This window comes from Nitratireductor pacificus pht-3B, from assembly GCF_000300335.1.
GTDB lineage: Bacteria > Pseudomonadota > Alphaproteobacteria > Rhizobiales > Rhizobiaceae > Nitratireductor > Nitratireductor pacificus.
Genome location: NZ_AMRM01000002.1, coordinates 66,811 through 83,280, shown reverse-complemented (window position 1 = coordinate 83,280; position 16,470 = coordinate 66,811). Strand labels below are relative to the sequence as shown.

Below are 16,470 nucleotides of genomic sequence, written 5' to 3'. Positions count from 1 at the left end.
TTTTTCATCGGGAACGTTTCTGCAGTCTGCTAACGTCAAAAGGGAGAACAGAAGATGAGAGCGTACAGGTCCAGCACCCATAAATCCGGCAGCTCCAGCGTCGCAGCGCGCATCGCGGCACTGTCGCTGACGGCGGCGATCACCGCTGTTTCCGGCTCCGCATTCGCCCAGACCATCAATGTCTGGAGCGGCTATCCAGAGATGGCGCCGTTCTATGAGCATGTGGCGGAAGGGCTGAAGGAAAAATATCCCGACCTCGAGGTCAACGTCGAAGCCATTGCGCTGCGCGAGCACGAGAAGCGTATTGCGCTCGGCCTCACCTCCGGCTCCGCCGGCGTGACCGTGATCGAGCTTGCCGGCTCCACGGCCAGCCGCTACATCGAAAACGATCTTCTGCCGGCCGCACCGGACGCCGTGGCGAGCTTCGTCACCAACAAGGATAATTTCGGCGAATTCTTCGTCGATGCCGCCAGCAAGAACGGAACCGTGTACGGCGTTCCGCTTTTCCGCGGCCAGGGCGCCCTCTTCTACAATGTCGACATGTTCGAGGCTGCCGGGCTCAAGGAGCCGCCCCAGACCATGGAAGCCTATACGGACTACGCCGAGAAGCTGACCCAGCGCGATGCCAACGGCAAGGCGACCGTTTCGGGGTGGAGTCTGCGCCTTTCCGGCGGCGGTCAGGGCATCGCCGAAAAATTCTGGATCAACCTGTTCCAGTATGGCGGCTCGGTCATCGAAGAGGTGAGCGACGGCAAATGGCAGGCCAACTATGCCAACGAGGCCGGCCGCAAGGCGGTCAAGCAGTATCTGGAAAACGTGCATGTCCTGAAGACCGTGTCGCCCGAAATGCCGGCGGACGCCGAGGCTTTCGAGCGCGGTCAGACGGCCATGTTCATCCGCGAATCCTGGGTCATCGCCGACATCGCGGCCAAGTCGCCCGACCTGAACTATGCGACCGCGCCGCTGCCAGTGGGCTCCATCGCCCTGCCGGCCAATCTCTACGTGAACGCCGTCGAGGGTGAAGACGCGGAGGCCGCATGGGCCTATGTGCAGGCGGCCAACGATCCGGATAACCTGGTCTGGCTTCTCGATAATGTCGGCTGGCTGCCCAACCGGTCGGGCGTCGACTACGGCGTCGTCACGGAAAAGGTTCCCGCCTACGGTGCATTCGTCGATTACCCGGCCGACTACAAGTTCTTTACCCTGCCGGCCATCGGTCCGATCGAGGAGGTGCTGACGCGGCTCGCCGCACAGCTCACCAACGCCTATGGCGACGCCTCGCTGGCCGAAGACGACGCCGCGATCGACGCGATGCTCGCCAAGGCAGCCGAAGAGACCAACAACATCCTGAAGCGCGAAGGCCTTCTCGCCGAATAGGCGCTTCATCGATACCCTCATCCCGGAAACGGCGTCCGCGCCGTTTCCGGCCAGTGACTTCAGGCGGACGGGGACAAGATGCTGCAACAGAAGCGATGGCGCTTTGCCATTCTGGCGATCCTACCGACGCTGGCGATCTTTGCCTGGGTGCGGATGTACCCGATTGTCGAGACATTGCGGCTGAGCCTGCATGAGTGGAACATCCTGTCGAAGAACAAGCCATTCATCGGCCTGGCGAATTTCCGCGAACTCTTTCACGACCAGCTCTTCCTGAACGCCCTGACCAACACGTCGATCATCGCTTTCGGCGTGGTCATTCTCACGGTCCCCACCGCCATGGTGATCGCCGGCCTCATCCACCATCGCACGCATTCGCGTTTCTCCGGCTTCTACGAAACGTCCGTCTTCATTCCCCATGTCGTTTCACTCGTGCCGGCGGCGATGGCCTGGAAATGGATATTCGACGCCAAACTCGGCCCGCTCAATGCCCTGCTCGAGTTCTTCGGAATTCCGGCGCAGGCCTGGCTTTTCGATCCCGTACTTTCGGTGATCTGCATCATCGTCCTGTGTTCGTGGCAGGCGCTCGGCTATGCCGTTCTGATCTATCTCGTCGGCTTCAAGAACCTTCCTGTTTCCCTCTTCGAGGCAGCCAAGCTCGATGGCGCGTCCGGCGTGCAGCGCTTCTGGCATGTCTCGGTGCCGATGCTGAAGCCCATCACGCTTTATGTTTCAGTCGTCACGCTGATCTCCGGCTTCAATGTCTATGCGCAGGCCTTCGTGCTTGCCTCGGATTCGCAGGGCGCGCCCGGCAGGCAGGTTCGGGTTCTGGTGCTCGACATGCTCGAAAACAGCTTCCGCAACTACCGTGTCGGCTATGCGGCTTCTGAAGCCGTGGTGCTTCTCTCCATCGTCCTCGTTCTGACGCTCATCCAGTTCGGCCTGCTCAGGGAAAAGGGGCGGAAATGACCCAGACGATAGCCGCCTCCACACCACGTCCAAAAGCCGGCGGGCGCATGAAAACCCGGGGCAAGCTCATCGACTTCGCCATCGATGTGTTCCTGTTCTGCTTCTCCATCCTGATGATCCTGCCGCTGGTGTTCCTCGTTTCGAATGCCTTCAAGACGCCGCAGGAAATGCTGGCATGGCCGCCGCGCCTCATCCCGTCCGATCCGACGCTGGAGAACTTCCGCTCGGTGCTGACGGACACGCCGCTGCCGCTCTGGATCTTCAACAGTGTCGCATTCTCCACCCTGTCCATGGTGGCGATCGTCATGACCTCGGCCATCGCCGGCTATGTGCTGGCCAAGTTTCCGTTCCGCTCGCTCAACATCATCTTCATCCTGATCCTCGCCACGGCCATCGTGCCTTTCGAGGTCTACATGATCCCGCTCTATTTCCAGGCGCAGGCGCTGGGCGTGCTCAACTCCCTCTGGGGCCTGCTTCTTGGCTATCTGGTCATGAGCTTCGGCATCTTCCTGGTTCGCCAGAACGTGATGCACTCCATTCCCGATGAACTGCTCGAGGCCGCGCGCATCGACGGGGCCGGCGAGTTCTGGATCTTCTGGAAGATCGTCCTGCCGCTGCTGCGCGGCGCGCTCGGAGCGCTCGCCGTTCTCGCCTTCTTCCAGGCATGGACCTCCTTCGCCTGGCCGATGATCGTGACGACAACCCGCGACAGCTACACGATCGAGGTTGGTCTCGCGCTGTTCCAGACCGGCTTCACGGTCGATCTCGGCCGGCTGAGCGCCGCGTCTGCGGCGGTGCTTGTGCCCTCCATCACGCTGTTCGTGATCCTGCGCCGTAACTTCGTGCAGGGCGTCGCCAGCACCGGGATGAAGGAATGAGCGCAAATGCCTTCTTCCGGGAAGCAGCCGACCGCTATGCATCGGCAAATGCCGGCACGCTCCGGTGGATGCTGGATCGCCCTCTGCTCGGGGCGGGCTTCCTCAACACCAAGGTGAACAGCCTGACGCTTGCCGATTATGGCGAGGCCGACGGGCTGCGCGGCCCCGACTACATCTATGGCTGGATCCAGGGGCGTGGGCTCGAAGCGCTTGTGAGCCATGAGGTGTTTTTCGAGACCCGTGACGCGGCACTGTCTCAGCGGCTCGATGAGGCCGGGCGTTCCCTCTTCGCGCGCATCAAAGAGCTGCATTCGCGCGATGGACATGTCTATTTCCGCTATGATGGCGAGCTTCGGCCTGTTCGCGCTGTGGGCGATGGCGCGGTGACCGCTCAGGAACCAGCGGGAGACGTGTTCACCTATTCCGACGCATTCACCGCCAAGGGGCTGGTGGCTGCGGCTTCGCGCTATGCCCCCGAAGAACTGCCTCAACATCTGCGCTACCTCGCCGATGTGATTGCGGCAATCGAGGATGGCCGCTTCCAGATGGGTGAGGAAAAGCCGCTGGGTGGCGAGGCGCTTGCCGGTGAGCCAGCCGATTTCGGGCCGCGCATGATCCTGCTCGGCGCCGCCGGCATGCTGGAACACTGTGGCCTTTCAGACCACACCGCCTATGCGCAGCGTTTCATCGATCATGTCATCGAGAACCATCTGGACGAGAAAACCGGATTGCTGCGCAATGTGCCGGGCGGCGATGACTGCAATGTCGGGCACGGCATCGAGTTTGCAGGCTTTGCGCTGGACCACGCGCCCGTTCGAAAAAACCCGGCGCTGGTTGCCACGCTTGAGCGAATTTTGATCGCCTCCTTCCGGGCGAGCTTTGCCGAATGCGGGCTGCATCTGACCGTCTCGGTTTCTTCCGGCGAAAAACTCAGCCCTTACCGGCCCTGGTGGTCGCTGCCGGAAACGATCCGCACTGCCGCGCTCTGCCACCAGCTGACCGGCAGCGCCGACAGCCTCGCCATCTGGCAACAGGCGGACAGCGCATTCTTCGACCATTACTGGCGCGGTGCGCCGGCCATTGCCTACCAGACCCGCACGGCGGAGGGCCCCACCGACTATGTGCCCGCCACGCCCGATCTCGACCCCGGATATCACACCGGTTTGAGCCTTCTTGCCGCAATCCGCGTTGCGGAGGCTCTTTCAACGTCACATCCCGCTTACGCCTCGAGGTAACCATGGCTTCAGTCGATATCCAGGATGTCCGCAAATTCTACGGACAGCTCGAAACCATCAAGGGCGTAACGGTCGACGTGCCGGACGGTGCCTTCGTGGTTCTGGTCGGACCGTCCGGCTGCGGGAAGTCCACCCTGCTGCGCATGATTGCCGGGCTTGAGGACATTTCCGGCGGCACCATCAGCATCGGCGGACGCGTCATCAATGATGTGGAGCCCAAGCACCGCGACATCGCGATGGTGTTCCAGAACTATGCGCTTTATCCGCACATGACGATTGCCGAGAACATGGGCTTTTCGCTCAGGCTCGCCAAACGCCCGAAAGACGAGATCGACCAGCGCGTGCGCGAAGCCGCCGGCATTCTCGGTTTGTCGGACTATCTCGAACGCTATCCGCGCCAGCTCTCCGGCGGCCAGCGCCAGCGCGTCGCCATGGGGCGTGCCATCGTGCGCAATCCGCAGGTCTTCCTGTTCGACGAACCGCTTTCCAATCTGGACGCCAAACTGCGCGTGCAGATGCGCGCCGAACTCAAGGACATTCATGCCCGGCTGAAGACCACCACCGTCTATGTCACGCACGACCAGATCGAAGCCATGACCATGGCCGACCGCATCGTCGTCATGCGCGACGGCCTCGTGGAGCAGGTCGGCGCGCCGCTGGACCTCTACGACCGCCCGAACAACACCTTCGTGGCAAGCTTCATCGGCTCCCCCTCGATGAATCTTCTGCCGGGCTTCATTGCAGATGGCGGAAGGAGCGTTCGCGCCGAAAACGGAGCCGAACTTCCGTTCGAAGGCGCGCCGCCGGCAGTCGGCAAGGTCGTCTATGGCATCCGGCCGGAACATCTGCACCTGGCCGATGATGGCAAAGGCTTCGAGGCCGTCGCGACCAATGTCGAGCCGACAGGCTCCGAAACCCTCGTGCAGGTTCGCATGGGGGAGCAGATCGTTTCAGCGCTGCTTCGCGACCGCGTCAACATACGCGCCGGCGACGCCGTGCGCCTTGGCGTCAAGGCAGACAAGGCGCATCTCTTCGATGCAGAGACGAGCCAGAGGCTCGGCTAGACCGTGATGGCGCAGCGTCTCAATCGCACCTGCCTTTCACAACTGCCCGAAACCGTCGGTCGTCCGGGATACGATCCAGCGGGTTTGCGCGCGGGCATCGTGCATATCGGCGTCGGCGCGTTTCATCGCGCCCATCAGGCGGCCTATGTAGATGCCTGTCTTGCGGAGGGGGACATGGCTTGGGGCATCATCGGTGTCTCCCTCCGCAGTCCGGCCATGCGCGATGCGCTGGCCCCGCAGGACTGGCTCTACGCACTCGCCGAGAGAGACGGCACCGGCGAAACGCTGAAAGTGATCGGTTCCGTGATGAAGGTGCTGGTCGCACCGGAGGATCCGCAGGCTGTTCTGGCAGCGTTGAGCGATCCGCAGACGCGCATCGTGACGCTGACCGTGACCGAGAAGGCCTATCCGCGAGGGCCGGATGGCGGCCTCGACACGCAGGACCGGAGAGTTGCGGCGGATCTCGCAAATCCTGAACGACCAACGGGCACTCTGGGCTTTCTGACGGAAGCGCTCGCCCAGCGACAGGCTGAGGGCACGCCGCCCTTCACCGTCCTTTCCTGCGACAACCTTCCGTCGAATGGAGAAACCCTGCGCCGCCTCGTGATCGAATTTGCGGCCCTGCGCGATCCTGAACTGGCTCAGCACATCGAGCAGAATGTCGCCTTCCCGTCGAGCATGGTGGACCGCATCGTTCCGGCGACCACGGATGCCGACCGCGAACGTGTCGCCGCGGCGCTTGGCGCCCAGGACGCCTGGCCGGTCGTGACCGAGCCCTTCATGCAATGGGTCGTGGAAGACGATTTCCCGATGGGCAGGCCCGCCTGGGAGCGCCATGGCGTCGAGATGGTTGCCGACGTCGCCCCGTTCGAAGAGATGAAGCTCCGGCTTTTGAACGGCGCGCATTCAGCCCTCGCCTATGCAGGGCAGCTGCTCGGGCGCGAGACCGTGGCGGATGCTTTTGCCGATCCCCTTATCCATGGTTTCGTGAAGGGTCTGTGGCGGGAATCCGCCCGGACGCTCTCCGGCGAGGCGGGCCTGATGCCCGACGAATACACCGCGCGGCTTGCAGACCGTTTCGCCAATCCGGCGCTGCGCCATCGCACGGCGCAGATTGCCAATGACGGTTCCCAGAAACTGCCGCAGCGCTTCATCAACCCGCTGCTGGAACGGCTGGATTCAGGTGGAAGCGCACCGCATCTCGCGGCCGGTGTCGCGCTCTGGATTGCCGCGCTCGCCAGCAGAGGCGATCCGCCCGCCTTCACCGACCCGCTGGATGAGACGCTGAAAGCAGCCATCGCGAGAACAACGAGCCCCGCCGACACTGTCGCCGCCGTCCTCGAAGCCTGCCGCTTCGACGGGATCGACCGATATCTGCCCGCCGTCATCGAAGACTGCCAGCGCATGGAGACCGATGGTGTCGCCGGGGCACTGGCCCACTACGCCCGAGGAGAATGACACGATGAAGCAGACCTGGCGTTGGTTCGGTCCGGACGATCCGGTGACGCTCGCCCATGTGCGGCAGGCGGGTGCGACAGGCATCGTCACCGCCCTGCATCATCTCAATGACGGCCGCGCCTGGCCGCAGGACGAGATCGACAAGCGCAGGCACGAAATCGAACAGGCCGGCCTTGAATGGTCGGTCGTCGAAAGCGTCATCGTGCATGAGCATGTCAAAACGCGCAGCGGCGATTTCCGCACCCTGATCGACAATTACAAGACCTCGATCCGCAATGTCGCCCGCGCCGGGGTGCGTACCATCTGCTACAACTTCATGGCCATCACCGACTGGACGCGCACGGATCTTGACTATCCGATGCCCCATGGCGGCACGGCGCTGCGTTTCGATGCAATTGAGTTCTGCGTCCACGATGTCTTCATCCTTGCGCGTCCGGGCGCAGAAGCGGACCACCCGGCCGATCGGGTGGAGGTCGCCCGCGAACGCCTGAAAACGATGAGCGAGAGCGATCTGGCGCGTCTCGAGCGCAATCTCATAGAATGGGTCCCGGCGCGTGAATTCGTCTACGACCGCGAAAGCTTCCGGCGCATGCTGGATACCTATCGCGACATCTCGGCCGATGGCCTGCGTGAAAATCTGGCAGCATTCCACCAGGAGATCATGCCGGTCGCGGAGGAGGAAGGCGTGGTCATGGCAATCCACCCCGACGATCCCCCTTTCCCCCTGTTCGGCCTGCCGCGCATCGTATCAACGCATGACGACCTGAAAGCACTGCTCGACGCCGTACCGTCCGAGGCAAACGGCCTGACCTTCTGCACGGGTTCGCTCGGCGCGAACCCGGCAAACGATCTCCCTGTCATGGCGAAAGCGCTCGGGCCTCATATTCACTTCGCGCATCTGCGCAACGTGAAGAGAGAACCTTGCGGGTCGTTCCATGAGGCAGAGCATCTGGAAGGCGACACCGACATGATAGCCGTGGTCGCCGCCCTGCTTGATGAAGAGAGGCGGCGCGGCGGACAGATCCCCATGCGCCCCGATCACGGGCATGCCATTCTGGATGACCTCGGCAAGCGTGTGAATCCGGGCTATTCGGGGATCGGCAGACTGAAAGGGCTGGCCGAACTGCGCGGTGTGATGCGGACGCTCGAATACGGTCGAAGCTAAGCTCTGCTTCAAAGCTCCCGTGATCGGTGCAAGAGCGCTGAAAACCAGGCTTCTGACGAGTGGTCTTTGACCCTTACCTGCAGCGGCGATCGGCTTCCCGTGCATTGGCGGATTCCGCAGCGCCCGCGACGCGGCGTCCGGCATAGGCCGCACGCCGTACCGCCCAGCCGCTTCGACTGCTGTAAGGTGCATAATCTCCGACAGCACCGAGCAGGGCTCCCATGACGGCTGCGCCATCCTGCGACTGGACGGCCTGCGCGCATGGATCGATTGTCCGGCTCGCGGTCTTCTGCCGGCTCTCCTTGGCCAGGCCGCCTCCGCCCGCGGCGGACGTCGCTGTGTCGGAACCACTCGAGGTCGTACTGCACCCGGCAACCAAAGCGCCCAGCATCGCAATAAGTATAATTCTCATGACTTTCCCTGACTTCTGAAAAATGGCCGGTTTTCTACCGTCTTGAAGAAGGGATTAATCACGGCATCGTCGCTGCATCCAGTCGTACAGATGTACAGTCATGACCGTACTACTTCGATTTTCATTCAGGGGAGGTGCATCGGAGACGACGACATTGCGCTTCACTCATCGAGCGAAACGGTTCTTGCAATCAGCGGGCTGAGCCTGCCTCGGGGGACGATGGGCAAGCGGCACCGATGCAAAGCACCGCGCCTAGCGCCGGACCACCTGGCCATCCTCATGCACGATCTTCAGGCGCTCGCTGAAGTCGAGAATATATGAGAACTCCGCCGTTCCGCTTGTTTCCTTCCCGCGCTCGGGACTGGCAACGACATAGTCATAGGTCCCGATAACGGCGCAGATCGTGTTCTGGCATTTGGCGTGCAGAGAATCCTCGTGGACCCGGAACTCGCGCTTGGTCCAGCGCGAGAAATACGCCCTCTTGTCGTCCAGGATTTCCGCTTTGGAGACATTTCGCTTAAAATACTCTACTTGGTCCGCATAGAATTCGCGGGTGAACTCCATAGCCTTGTCCGCGGATGCGCTCCCCGCCTGAATGATCAGCACGGCGGCGTTCACGGCACGCTGCTCGTCCGACACTCTTTGCGGTTGCGAGGCTGGTTGCTCGGGAGCAGACGGAGCGGCTCTCGCCTGACGCTCAGGACGATTGCCGCCGGAAGGAGCCTCTAGCGGAGGCGGTGCGGGTGTCGGTGCTGGCCCCGGTTCGGCACGGGCGGCATATGTCTGTCCCGTCCTGTTGATACCGTATTTGGTAATCTCATGCGGTGAGAAGAAGTACATGTCGTCGGGCGGTGTGCGGAACATGATGCCCAGCACATCGGCCGCAACACCGTATTTCGGAAGCGTCGCCACGATGTCCGAGACGCCGAACTGGGCCTGCGCGCCACTCATTTCAGGCGCGGATATCTGATGAACGCCGAGCCGTCCCTGAGCAAGGCGGTTCTTCCCCGCGAAGAACACGAATGAGCAAGCGGAAGCGCAGAAACTATCCTTCGGTATGTAGGTGTCCAGCCCACGCTCATACACCTCTTCCGCGATGACCAGACCGATGTGGACCAGCCCGCCCGGATTGTCCTTGAGGATGAGCGTTCTGATTGTCGGGTGTTCCCGTAGCGCCTTCTTGAGATTGAGAAGATCATTGGCGCCGACCTGCCCGCTATAGATCAGCATGTCGGGCTGGTCATGGATGAAGAAGAACGGGCCATACTGATCGACGCGCTCGGTGTTTGCCCACGCTCCGATCGACCCCGCGAGCAAGGCGAGAAGCAAAAGACCGGCCGAAACCAGCTGCTTCTTCGCGCGCTCAAGAAAAACAGACACCGTCACCACCCCGGGAAACCTCAAATGACCTTGCTGCGGGGAGAACTGCCTCTCGCACGCACGACCGATGGCATCGGCAGCCGAACCCCAGGCAGGTCTCTATGCCAAAGCGCTGCGAATGCAGCGCAGGCTTCCCGCTCGAAGCAAGCATGTGGGCCGGTGGCGATCAACTATGACGGTTCGACTAGTACGGAAGGACTAGAATCCGAGAATGCCTGATGCTGAAGCGAGGGACACGACGAGCACGCTTGGCTTCTCACTCCTCAGGTGAACAAAATGCGGTGAGGCTTGCCGAACGCTCCGGCCAATCCGCAATCTGGATGCGCTCTTCCTTGCGGCCGGATTTTCGCACGCTGCGCACCTCGTCGCTCCCTTCGACCGGCACCTGGTAGCTCAGTTCCCAGTTGCCCGAAAGCAGGTTCCAGTCGCATGAACTGCCAGTCGCCGAAATCCGGTCCCAGCTGTTTCTCGTAAAGCCCGCCACAACGATCGCGCCGTCGCGCTTCGCAAGTGTCAGCGTCTCTTCCCAGGGGGAACGACCGACCGCCGTCTGCATGGACTGTATGAGCAGGCTCCCATTGGGCGCCCGCTCGAGATACGGGATCTGTCCCGACATCGGCCCTGCGAATGCGATGTCGCGCACGATCAGGACAATTTTTTCCGTCCCGCGGTGCGGCACGCCCGTCGTGATGGCTAGGTCGGCAGTCGAGGCGTCGGGATTTGTTCCCGTCATCAGAACCACACGCTCAGCGCCGCTGTGCTCATCGATCAAATCGATCGATGTCGCAGAAAGAACCTGCGACAGCACAGCCGTCTCTCCGTCCTGCACTTCCGAGGTGACGCCGGGCTGAACGGTCAGGAACAGCACTCCCAGGGAAACCGCGCCCTTCAGCACGTTCCATACCGTCGTGGATGACTGTGCATCCTGCTTTTGCATGTCGGTCCTCACGATCTGAGCTGGAAGATCCCGGGCAGCCAGCTGCCTGGTTACGAGAAGATCGCGCTGTCCTTTGAGAGCTTCATGAATTTCTCCTTCACTTCCAGCGGCATGGCCTCTTCCAGGCTTTGCCATTGCCCCGCACTCAGCGGCAGAAAAGCCACGGTGTCGCCGTGACCGCTCTCACGGCACATCCGGATTTCATGATCCGGCGCCAGAATGGCATTCAAGGTGACAAGCGTGGTATCGCGATCCGCGTCCGGGCCGTTATAGGGAACGCGCGTGCGCACGCCGCGATGGGCGATGAACAGATCGGCGGAGACGTCGTTCGGCACGAACTCCGCCGTGAGGTCGCCTGTCCGGATCAGCTTTTCGCACATATGTACGATGTCGTCGTCGGCTTCCCGCCAATCGACCCACATCACGACATCATCGTGATCGTCCCCCAGAACCTTGAACAGGAATGCTTGATCCCCGACGCGCAGGTAGTGGCGGATCAGTCCCATCTTGTCGGACCGGTCTATGTCGCGCGCCGGACTGGGTGGCGGGTCCAGCGATTCCGGCAGACCGAGATGCTCGTACCAGAGCAGGAACATCCGATCGATCTGCGCGATCCGTTCCGGATCGGCCGTGATGGGACAAAGCCAGTGCGTGGCTTCGCCATTGGTGCCGAAGCGATATTCGAGCTCCTCGTCGATAAGCGCGAGGAAAGCGAAGACCGGATAAGCCGACCATTGCAGATAGGCCGGCACATCGACGATCTCATCACGCCGATAGGGGCCGTGCGCCTGGCGGAAATCGATCCGGCGGGGACGGGGCGAAAAAGTTATTCTCTCCGCGGGACCCGGCTCTCCACCAAGTCTGGAAAACCCTTTGCCGACGATGTTGAAGCGGACCGAATATTCGAAGACCTCCTGCAGGGCCCGAGGCGTCGCACGCGCCTTCGCGCCGTCCGGCGAAGCGCCTCTTCGGGCTGGTCCTGTCATGGCGCCAAGGAACCTCGCAAGGCTCTCAAAGAAACCGGCCATCCAAACCCCTATCGGCGATCACCGGCGGTGCGGCCCGGAAGAACGCAATGGGTTGCCTCGTAGCGCAGACAGCCCTCACCCGTGCGCTTGCCCTTTCTATCGCCAGCACGACATCCCGCAGGGGATGCCGTTCAAGAAGGGCGATGCAGGCCTTGCAGGATGAAAACTCACGCGCCTGGACACGCACATGAGAACAGGCAATAGAAACGAGCTCGCCTGCAATCCTCAAATGGCTCGGCGTCCACGCCATCTATCACCCCAGTATCCGCATCTGTCATATCGTGGCGGACACTAGGAAAAATCGGGACAAATACAATCGATACATCGAGAGTAGGGCATCTGTACAAGTTGACGCGGCTGTCATACCTCCCTCTGATGATAAAGTGAGGATCGCCTCATCGTCGGCAACGATTCGGCCTGCGGGCCGGCCTGCTGCAACTTCGTTTCTCCTGGTTGTCTTGCGAGGCAGCAACGGCGCCATTTGACGGTCGTACCCATGATTTTTTTTACTCCGGTGCGAATTGCCGGAACCGGACACGCGCTTCCACGGCGCTCGCTGTCTTCCGAAACCTGGGACCAGCAACTTGGCTTCCCCCGCGGACATCTCGAGGCGGCTACCGGCGTTCGCAGCCGTTTCGTCTGCGATGGCGAAGACCAGATCGATCTGGCCCTCGCAGCATCCCGCGAGGCGATTTCTGCCAGCGGCGTTTGCGTCGAGGACCTGGACCTCGTCCTGGGAGCATGCGCCGTACCCTATCAGCTGATCCCTTCGACGGCGCCGCTCGTGATGCAGAAGCTTGGAGTTCCGGAAGGCCGGGCCTCGGGCCACGACGTCAACTCCACATGTCTCAGCTTCCTGACAGCCTTTGATCTCGCCGCGGGAAAGATCGCCTCGGGGCAGATCCGCACGGCGCTCATCTTTTCCTCCGAAATCGCCTCACGCGCCCTGCCCTGGAAAGACCAGCCGGAGGTCGCAGCCCTGTTCGGCGATGGAGCAGCAGCTGCGGTGCTGACGCGGGCAAACGCTGCCCGCTCGGGGATCTGCGCGAACCTGATGCGCAGCTATCCGGCCGCCTACGAGGCATGCCGGATCGGCGCCGGTGGGACCCGCATCGATTTCCATGCGGCGCCGGCGGAGTTCGCGAAACACGCCTACTTCCAGATGGATGGGAAAGCGCTCTTCCGCGTGACGCGCAAACACTTCCCAGCCTTTGTGCAGGAGCTTCTCGCTGCAGCAGGCTGGGGCGTAGAGGACGTGGACCTTGTGGTGCCGCACCAGGCAAGCCCGCTCGCGCTGCGACACATGGTGGAACATGTCGGCTTCACCGCCTCCCGCGTCGTCGATATCGTCGCAACGCATGGCAACCAGATCGCCGCATCGATACCGACCGCACTCGACATCGCCTGGCGTGCCGGCAGGATCGCGCAGGGAAGCCGGGTCCTGTTTGTCGGAACGTCAGCGGGTGTTTCCTTCGGCGGTCTGGCGGTGGAGATCTGATCATGGCGCGGATCGTGATCACTGGCGCCACGGGTTTCCTGGGTGGACAGGCAGCGCAGTATCTCTCGGCCGCCGGGCATGAAATCCTGGCGCTCGGCCGCTCCCCTGAGAAGCTTGCCATGCTTGAAAGCCGCGGCATCCCCGCATGGCGCGTCGATCTCGGGAGCGAGGAAGCGGGCAGCCTCGTCGACACCATGGGGAGAGCCGATGCCCTGGTGCATTGCGCGGCCCTTTCAGCCCCGTGGGGCGCACGACAACACTTCCTGAGAGCCAATGTGACCGGCACCGAGGCGGCATTGAAGCTCGCGCGCGCGCTCCACGTCCGGCGCTTCGTCAATATCTCCTCCCCAGCCGTCTACTTCGCCCCGCGCGATCAACTGGCCGTCAGCGAGGACCATCCGCTCCCGCCCCCGATCAATCACTATGCCGAAACCAAATCCATCGCCGAGAAACGTGTGCTGGCCTGTACGGAATTCGGCCCGGTCAACCTGCGTCCGCGCGGGATCTACGGCCGCGGCGATACGGCGTTGCTGCCGCGCCTTCTGGAAGCCGCCCGGCGTGGACCTCTCCCCCTGCTGCGCGGCGGACAGGCGGCCATCGATCTCACCCATGTGTCGGACGTGGTGCGCGCGATCGAGGCCGCACTTCTGGCCGGTCCCGAAGTGACGGGACAGACCTTCAATGTCTCCGGCGGAGAGATCGTCTCAGTCAGGCGGATCGTCGAGAGCGCCTGCGCCGCAGCCGGCGAGCCGGTGCGTTGGCGAACGATGCCGCTCCGCCCCCTCATGGTTGTGGCGCGGCTTGCCGATGCGGTGCAATCGCGCCGCCCGAATGCCAGGGAACCGCGCCTTACGCCCTATGCGCTCGGGCTCTTCGCCTATCGTCAGAGCCTCGATATCGGCAAAGCCAGGCGAATGCTCGACTGGCGGCCGGCAGTGACCTTCGAAGAAGGCCTTTCCCGCACGTTTGCGGAATTGGCCGAACGATGAACCCGGTCTTTGCGAACAGCGCCTGGATTACAGTTCCAGAGCGCCTGGTGCTGCGCCGCGGACGATGGGCGCCCTGTCGTCTGGCGGTGCGCTACGGCATTTTTGTACACCCTGTCGAAGGCCCTGTGCTTATCGACACCGGCTACGGTCCGGAAATAAGCGCAGGAAAGCGCAGTCTTGCCTTGCGCGGCTACGCAGCCGTTCTTCGGGCCGAGATGGTTCCGGACAGCGCGCCGGAGCGCGTGCTTCATCGCCTCGGGTTCCGAACGGAAGACGTGCGCCTCATCGTGCTTAGCCACTTCCACGCGGACCACGTGGCCACGCTGTGCCGCTTCCCGAAGGCACGTGTTCTGGCCAGACGGGATGTCTTCGAGAGGATCCGGGCGTGTTCCCCGGCGCGCAATCTCCGACACGGAATTTTCACTGAATTGCTGCCGCCCGACCTCGCCGGCAGACTGATCGATGTTCAGGCTCGCCCTGTGGTGCACGCCGGCCCGCCCCTCGACGAGGGGCGTGACCTTCTTGGCGACGGAAGTCTCCTGGCGATCGACCTGCCCGGCCACGCAGATGGCCATTTCGGGCTGTGCTTTCCAAAGCTCCCCACGCCGCTTCTCTACGCCGTGGATGCGCAATGGCTGCTGCGCGCCGCGTTCGAGCAGCGGGTGCCCGGTTTTCCCGCAAGCCTGGTGGCGGAGAAGCCCGGCCAGCTGGCGCACAGCGCACGGCTTCTGACAGCATTTCGCGACGCGGGCGGGCATGTGATGCTATGCCACGATCCCGATCCGGCCCCCTTCGATCTCCGGGAGCCTTCGGCATGAGCGCCCGCCTGCACGCCGCCCATGCATTCTTTCAGACGCTGTGGGTCTGCCGCCCGGGGCGTTCAGCGGCAGATTTCAAGGACTGGCAGGAGCGTGCGTTGCAGCGCTGGCTGCGAGACGATCTGCCCGGGGTCGGGTTCTACAAGGACGCCGAACCGCATCTCCGGAGCCTGCCGGTGATCGACAAGACCACCGTGATGGCGTGTTTCGAGGAGTTCAATCGCGCCCGCATCACGGCCGAAGCCGGATGGGAAGCCTTTGCTTCAGGCGGAGAGATTGATGGCATCAGTATCGGGGCCAGCACCGGCACGAGCGGCAATCGCACACTCTATGCAGTCACCCCACCCGAGCGGTTCCGCTGGTTGGGCAGCATCCTTGCGAAGACAATTCCGGCTTTCCTCGTTCGGCCCGAGCGCGTGGCCGTCCTTCTGCCGCAGCCTTCCGCGCTCTATGACGGCGCCAATCGCATGCCTGGCCTTCAGCTCTCTTTCCATGACCTGCGGCAGGATCCAGGGGCATGGCTCGGTGCGTTACAGGCCTTCAACCCCACAACGATCGTGGCGCCGCCACAGGTGTTGCGCCTGCTGGCCGAAACCGCGGGCAACCTTGCTCCACGCCGGCTCTATGCCGGCGGTGAAACGCTGGACCCGGTCGACCGGCACATTGTCGAGCAGCGCTTCGGCATTCCCCTTGGCCAGATCTACATGGCAAGCGAAGGACTCTTCGCAGTCACCTGCCGCCATGGCCGTCTGCATCTGGCGGAAGATGCCAATCACTTCGAATTCGAGCCCGTGGGCGATGGGCTTGTTTCGCCAATGGTGACCTCGTTCCGTCGTTCCTTCCAGATTCTGGCGCGCTATCGCATGAACGATCTTCTTCGCCTCTCCGAACGCCCCTGCCCTTGCGGATCGCCCCTGCAGGCGGTGGACGAGATCGTCGGGCGGGTGGACGACGGCTTTTTCTTCACGCGGCCCGGTGCAACCAGAGTGCTCGTCACGCCCGACGTGATGCGCAACGCCGTGCTCGATGCCGCGCGTGACATCACGGATTTCCGTATCTGTCGCAAGGTGGACGGAACGGTGTCCCTGACCCTCCATCCTACCTTGCAAGACGCCTCGGCAAACGCCGCCCTGAAAGCCTTGCAAGACCAGTTTGCGCGGCTCGGCGTTTCTCCGCGGCTCGAATTGCTGCGCGATCCGATGACCTATCGTACCGGTCCAAAGCTGCGTCGTGTCGAAAACCGGTTCCGCCACGGAGAGTAGACG

14 protein-coding genes are annotated in these 16,470 nt (G+C 62.6%); 11 read left to right on the top strand and 3 right to left on the bottom strand.

What is annotated here, in order from left to right; translation table 11 throughout:
• The first annotated feature begins 54 nt into the window (after positions 1 to 54).
• The 7 genes from NA2_RS01905 (at position 55) to uxuA (ending at position 8,143) form a co-directional block, all read left to right on the top strand.
• Positions 55 to 1,377, top strand: a complete 1,323-nt coding sequence (locus NA2_RS01905) for an ABC transporter substrate-binding protein (RefSeq protein ID WP_008593559.1) — start codon at positions 55 to 57, stop codon at positions 1,375 to 1,377.
• A gap of 78 nt (positions 1,378 to 1,455) precedes the next feature.
• Complete coding sequence (locus tag NA2_RS01900) at positions 1,456 to 2,343, top strand: carbohydrate ABC transporter permease (protein ID WP_008593557.1); 888 nt, start codon at positions 1,456 to 1,458, stop codon at positions 2,341 to 2,343.
• Positions 2,344 to 2,390: 47 nt separating this feature from the next.
• Complete coding sequence (locus tag NA2_RS01895; protein WP_008593556.1) at positions 2,391 to 3,221, top strand: carbohydrate ABC transporter permease; 831 nt, start codon at positions 2,391 to 2,393, stop codon at positions 3,219 to 3,221.
• A complete protein-coding gene (locus NA2_RS01890; protein ID WP_008593553.1) occupies positions 3,218 to 4,456 on the top strand; it encodes an AGE family epimerase/isomerase in 1,239 nt (412 codons plus the stop codon). The genes NA2_RS01895 and NA2_RS01890 overlap by 4 nt, the downstream gene beginning before the upstream one ends.
• Before the next feature lie 2 nt (positions 4,457 to 4,458).
• On the top strand, positions 4,459 to 5,520 hold the full coding sequence (locus NA2_RS01885) for an ABC transporter ATP-binding protein (RefSeq protein WP_008593551.1): 1,062 nt from the start codon (positions 4,459 to 4,461) through the stop codon (positions 5,518 to 5,520).
• Positions 5,521 to 5,526: 6 nt separating this feature from the next.
• Positions 5,527 to 6,978, top strand: a complete 1,452-nt coding sequence (locus NA2_RS01880; protein WP_081582587.1) for a mannitol dehydrogenase family protein — start codon at positions 5,527 to 5,529, stop codon at positions 6,976 to 6,978.
• Positions 6,979 to 6,982: 4 nt separating this feature from the next.
• Positions 6,983 to 8,143 carry a mannonate dehydratase gene (uxuA, locus tag NA2_RS01875; RefSeq protein ID WP_008593547.1) on the top strand — a complete coding sequence of 387 codons (1,161 nt, stop codon included), beginning with the start codon at positions 6,983 to 6,985 and terminating at the stop codon, positions 8,141 to 8,143.
• Between the two features lie 664 nt (positions 8,144 to 8,807).
• On the opposite strand, the gene NA2_RS01870 is transcribed toward uxuA, so the two are convergent.
• From NA2_RS01870 to NA2_RS01860, 3 genes are all read right to left on the bottom strand, one after another.
• Positions 8,808 to 9,935 carry a COG3904 family protein gene (locus NA2_RS01870; RefSeq protein ID WP_192814154.1) on the bottom strand — a complete coding sequence of 376 codons (1,128 nt, stop codon included), beginning with the start codon at positions 9,933 to 9,935 and terminating at the stop codon, positions 8,808 to 8,810.
• Between the two features lie 256 nt (positions 9,936 to 10,191).
• A complete protein-coding gene (locus NA2_RS01865) occupies positions 10,192 to 10,872 on the bottom strand; it encodes a hypothetical protein (RefSeq protein WP_008593543.1) in 681 nt (226 codons plus the stop codon).
• 50 nt (positions 10,873 to 10,922) lie between these two features.
• Positions 10,923 to 11,900: a hypothetical protein gene (locus tag NA2_RS01860; protein WP_008593541.1), complete on the bottom strand. Its 978-nt coding sequence runs from the start codon at positions 11,898 to 11,900 to the stop codon at positions 10,923 to 10,925.
• A gap of 481 nt (positions 11,901 to 12,381) precedes the next feature.
• Here NA2_RS01860 and NA2_RS01855 point away from each other — a divergent pair, with 481 nt between their 5' ends.
• The 4 genes from NA2_RS01855 to NA2_RS01840 are packed head-to-tail and all read left to right on the top strand — an operon-like array spanning position 12,382 to position 16,467.
• Positions 12,382 to 13,398 (top strand): 3-oxoacyl-ACP synthase III family protein, encoded by a 1,017-nt coding sequence (locus NA2_RS01855; RefSeq protein WP_244423573.1) that lies wholly within the window; start codon positions 12,382 to 12,384, stop codon positions 13,396 to 13,398.
• A 2-nt stretch (positions 13,399 to 13,400) separates the two neighbouring features.
• Positions 13,401 to 14,387, top strand: coding sequence for an NAD-dependent epimerase/dehydratase family protein (locus NA2_RS01850; RefSeq protein ID WP_008593537.1), 987 nt, complete (start codon positions 13,401 to 13,403; stop codon positions 14,385 to 14,387).
• Positions 14,384 to 15,205: an MBL fold metallo-hydrolase gene (locus NA2_RS01845; protein ID WP_040676455.1), complete on the top strand. Its 822-nt coding sequence runs from the start codon at positions 14,384 to 14,386 to the stop codon at positions 15,203 to 15,205. The genes NA2_RS01850 and NA2_RS01845 overlap by 4 nt, the downstream gene beginning before the upstream one ends.
• Positions 15,202 to 16,467: an AMP-binding protein gene (locus tag NA2_RS01840; protein ID WP_008593533.1), complete on the top strand. Its 1,266-nt coding sequence runs from the start codon at positions 15,202 to 15,204 to the stop codon at positions 16,465 to 16,467. Before NA2_RS01845 ends, NA2_RS01840 begins: the two co-directional genes overlap by 4 nt.
• Positions 16,468 to 16,470: the final 3 nt, after the last annotated feature.

Bases quoted from the DNA above. Each gene is read 5' to 3' on its own strand.
- NA2_RS01845 (WP_040676455.1), top strand. From the start codon at position 14,384: ATGAACCCGGTCTTTGCGAACAGCGCCTGGATTACAGTTCCAGAGCGC.
- NA2_RS01885 (WP_008593551.1), top strand. From the start codon at position 4,459: ATGGCTTCAGTCGATATCCAGGATGTCCGCAAATTCTACGGACAGCTC.
- NA2_RS01860 (WP_008593541.1), bottom strand. From the start codon at position 11,900: ATGGCCGGTTTCTTTGAGAGCCTTGCGAGGTTCCTTGGCGCCATGACA.
- NA2_RS01895 (WP_008593556.1), top strand. From the start codon at position 2,391: ATGAAAACCCGGGGCAAGCTCATCGACTTCGCCATCGATGTGTTCCTG.
- NA2_RS01880 (WP_081582587.1), top strand. From the start codon at position 5,527: ATGGCGCAGCGTCTCAATCGCACCTGCCTTTCACAACTGCCCGAAACC.
- NA2_RS01865 (WP_008593543.1), bottom strand. From the start codon at position 10,872: ATGCAAAAGCAGGATGCACAGTCATCCACGACGGTATGGAACGTGCTG.
- uxuA (WP_008593547.1), top strand. From the start codon at position 6,983: ATGAAGCAGACCTGGCGTTGGTTCGGTCCGGACGATCCGGTGACGCTC.
- NA2_RS01850 (WP_008593537.1), top strand. From the start codon at position 13,401: ATGGCGCGGATCGTGATCACTGGCGCCACGGGTTTCCTGGGTGGACAG.
- NA2_RS01900 (WP_008593557.1), top strand. From the start codon at position 1,456: ATGCTGCAACAGAAGCGATGGCGCTTTGCCATTCTGGCGATCCTACCG.
- NA2_RS01905 (WP_008593559.1), top strand. From the start codon at position 55: ATGAGAGCGTACAGGTCCAGCACCCATAAATCCGGCAGCTCCAGCGTC.
- NA2_RS01840 (WP_008593533.1), top strand. From the start codon at position 15,202: ATGAGCGCCCGCCTGCACGCCGCCCATGCATTCTTTCAGACGCTGTGG.
- NA2_RS01890 (WP_008593553.1), top strand. From the start codon at position 3,218: ATGAGCGCAAATGCCTTCTTCCGGGAAGCAGCCGACCGCTATGCATCG.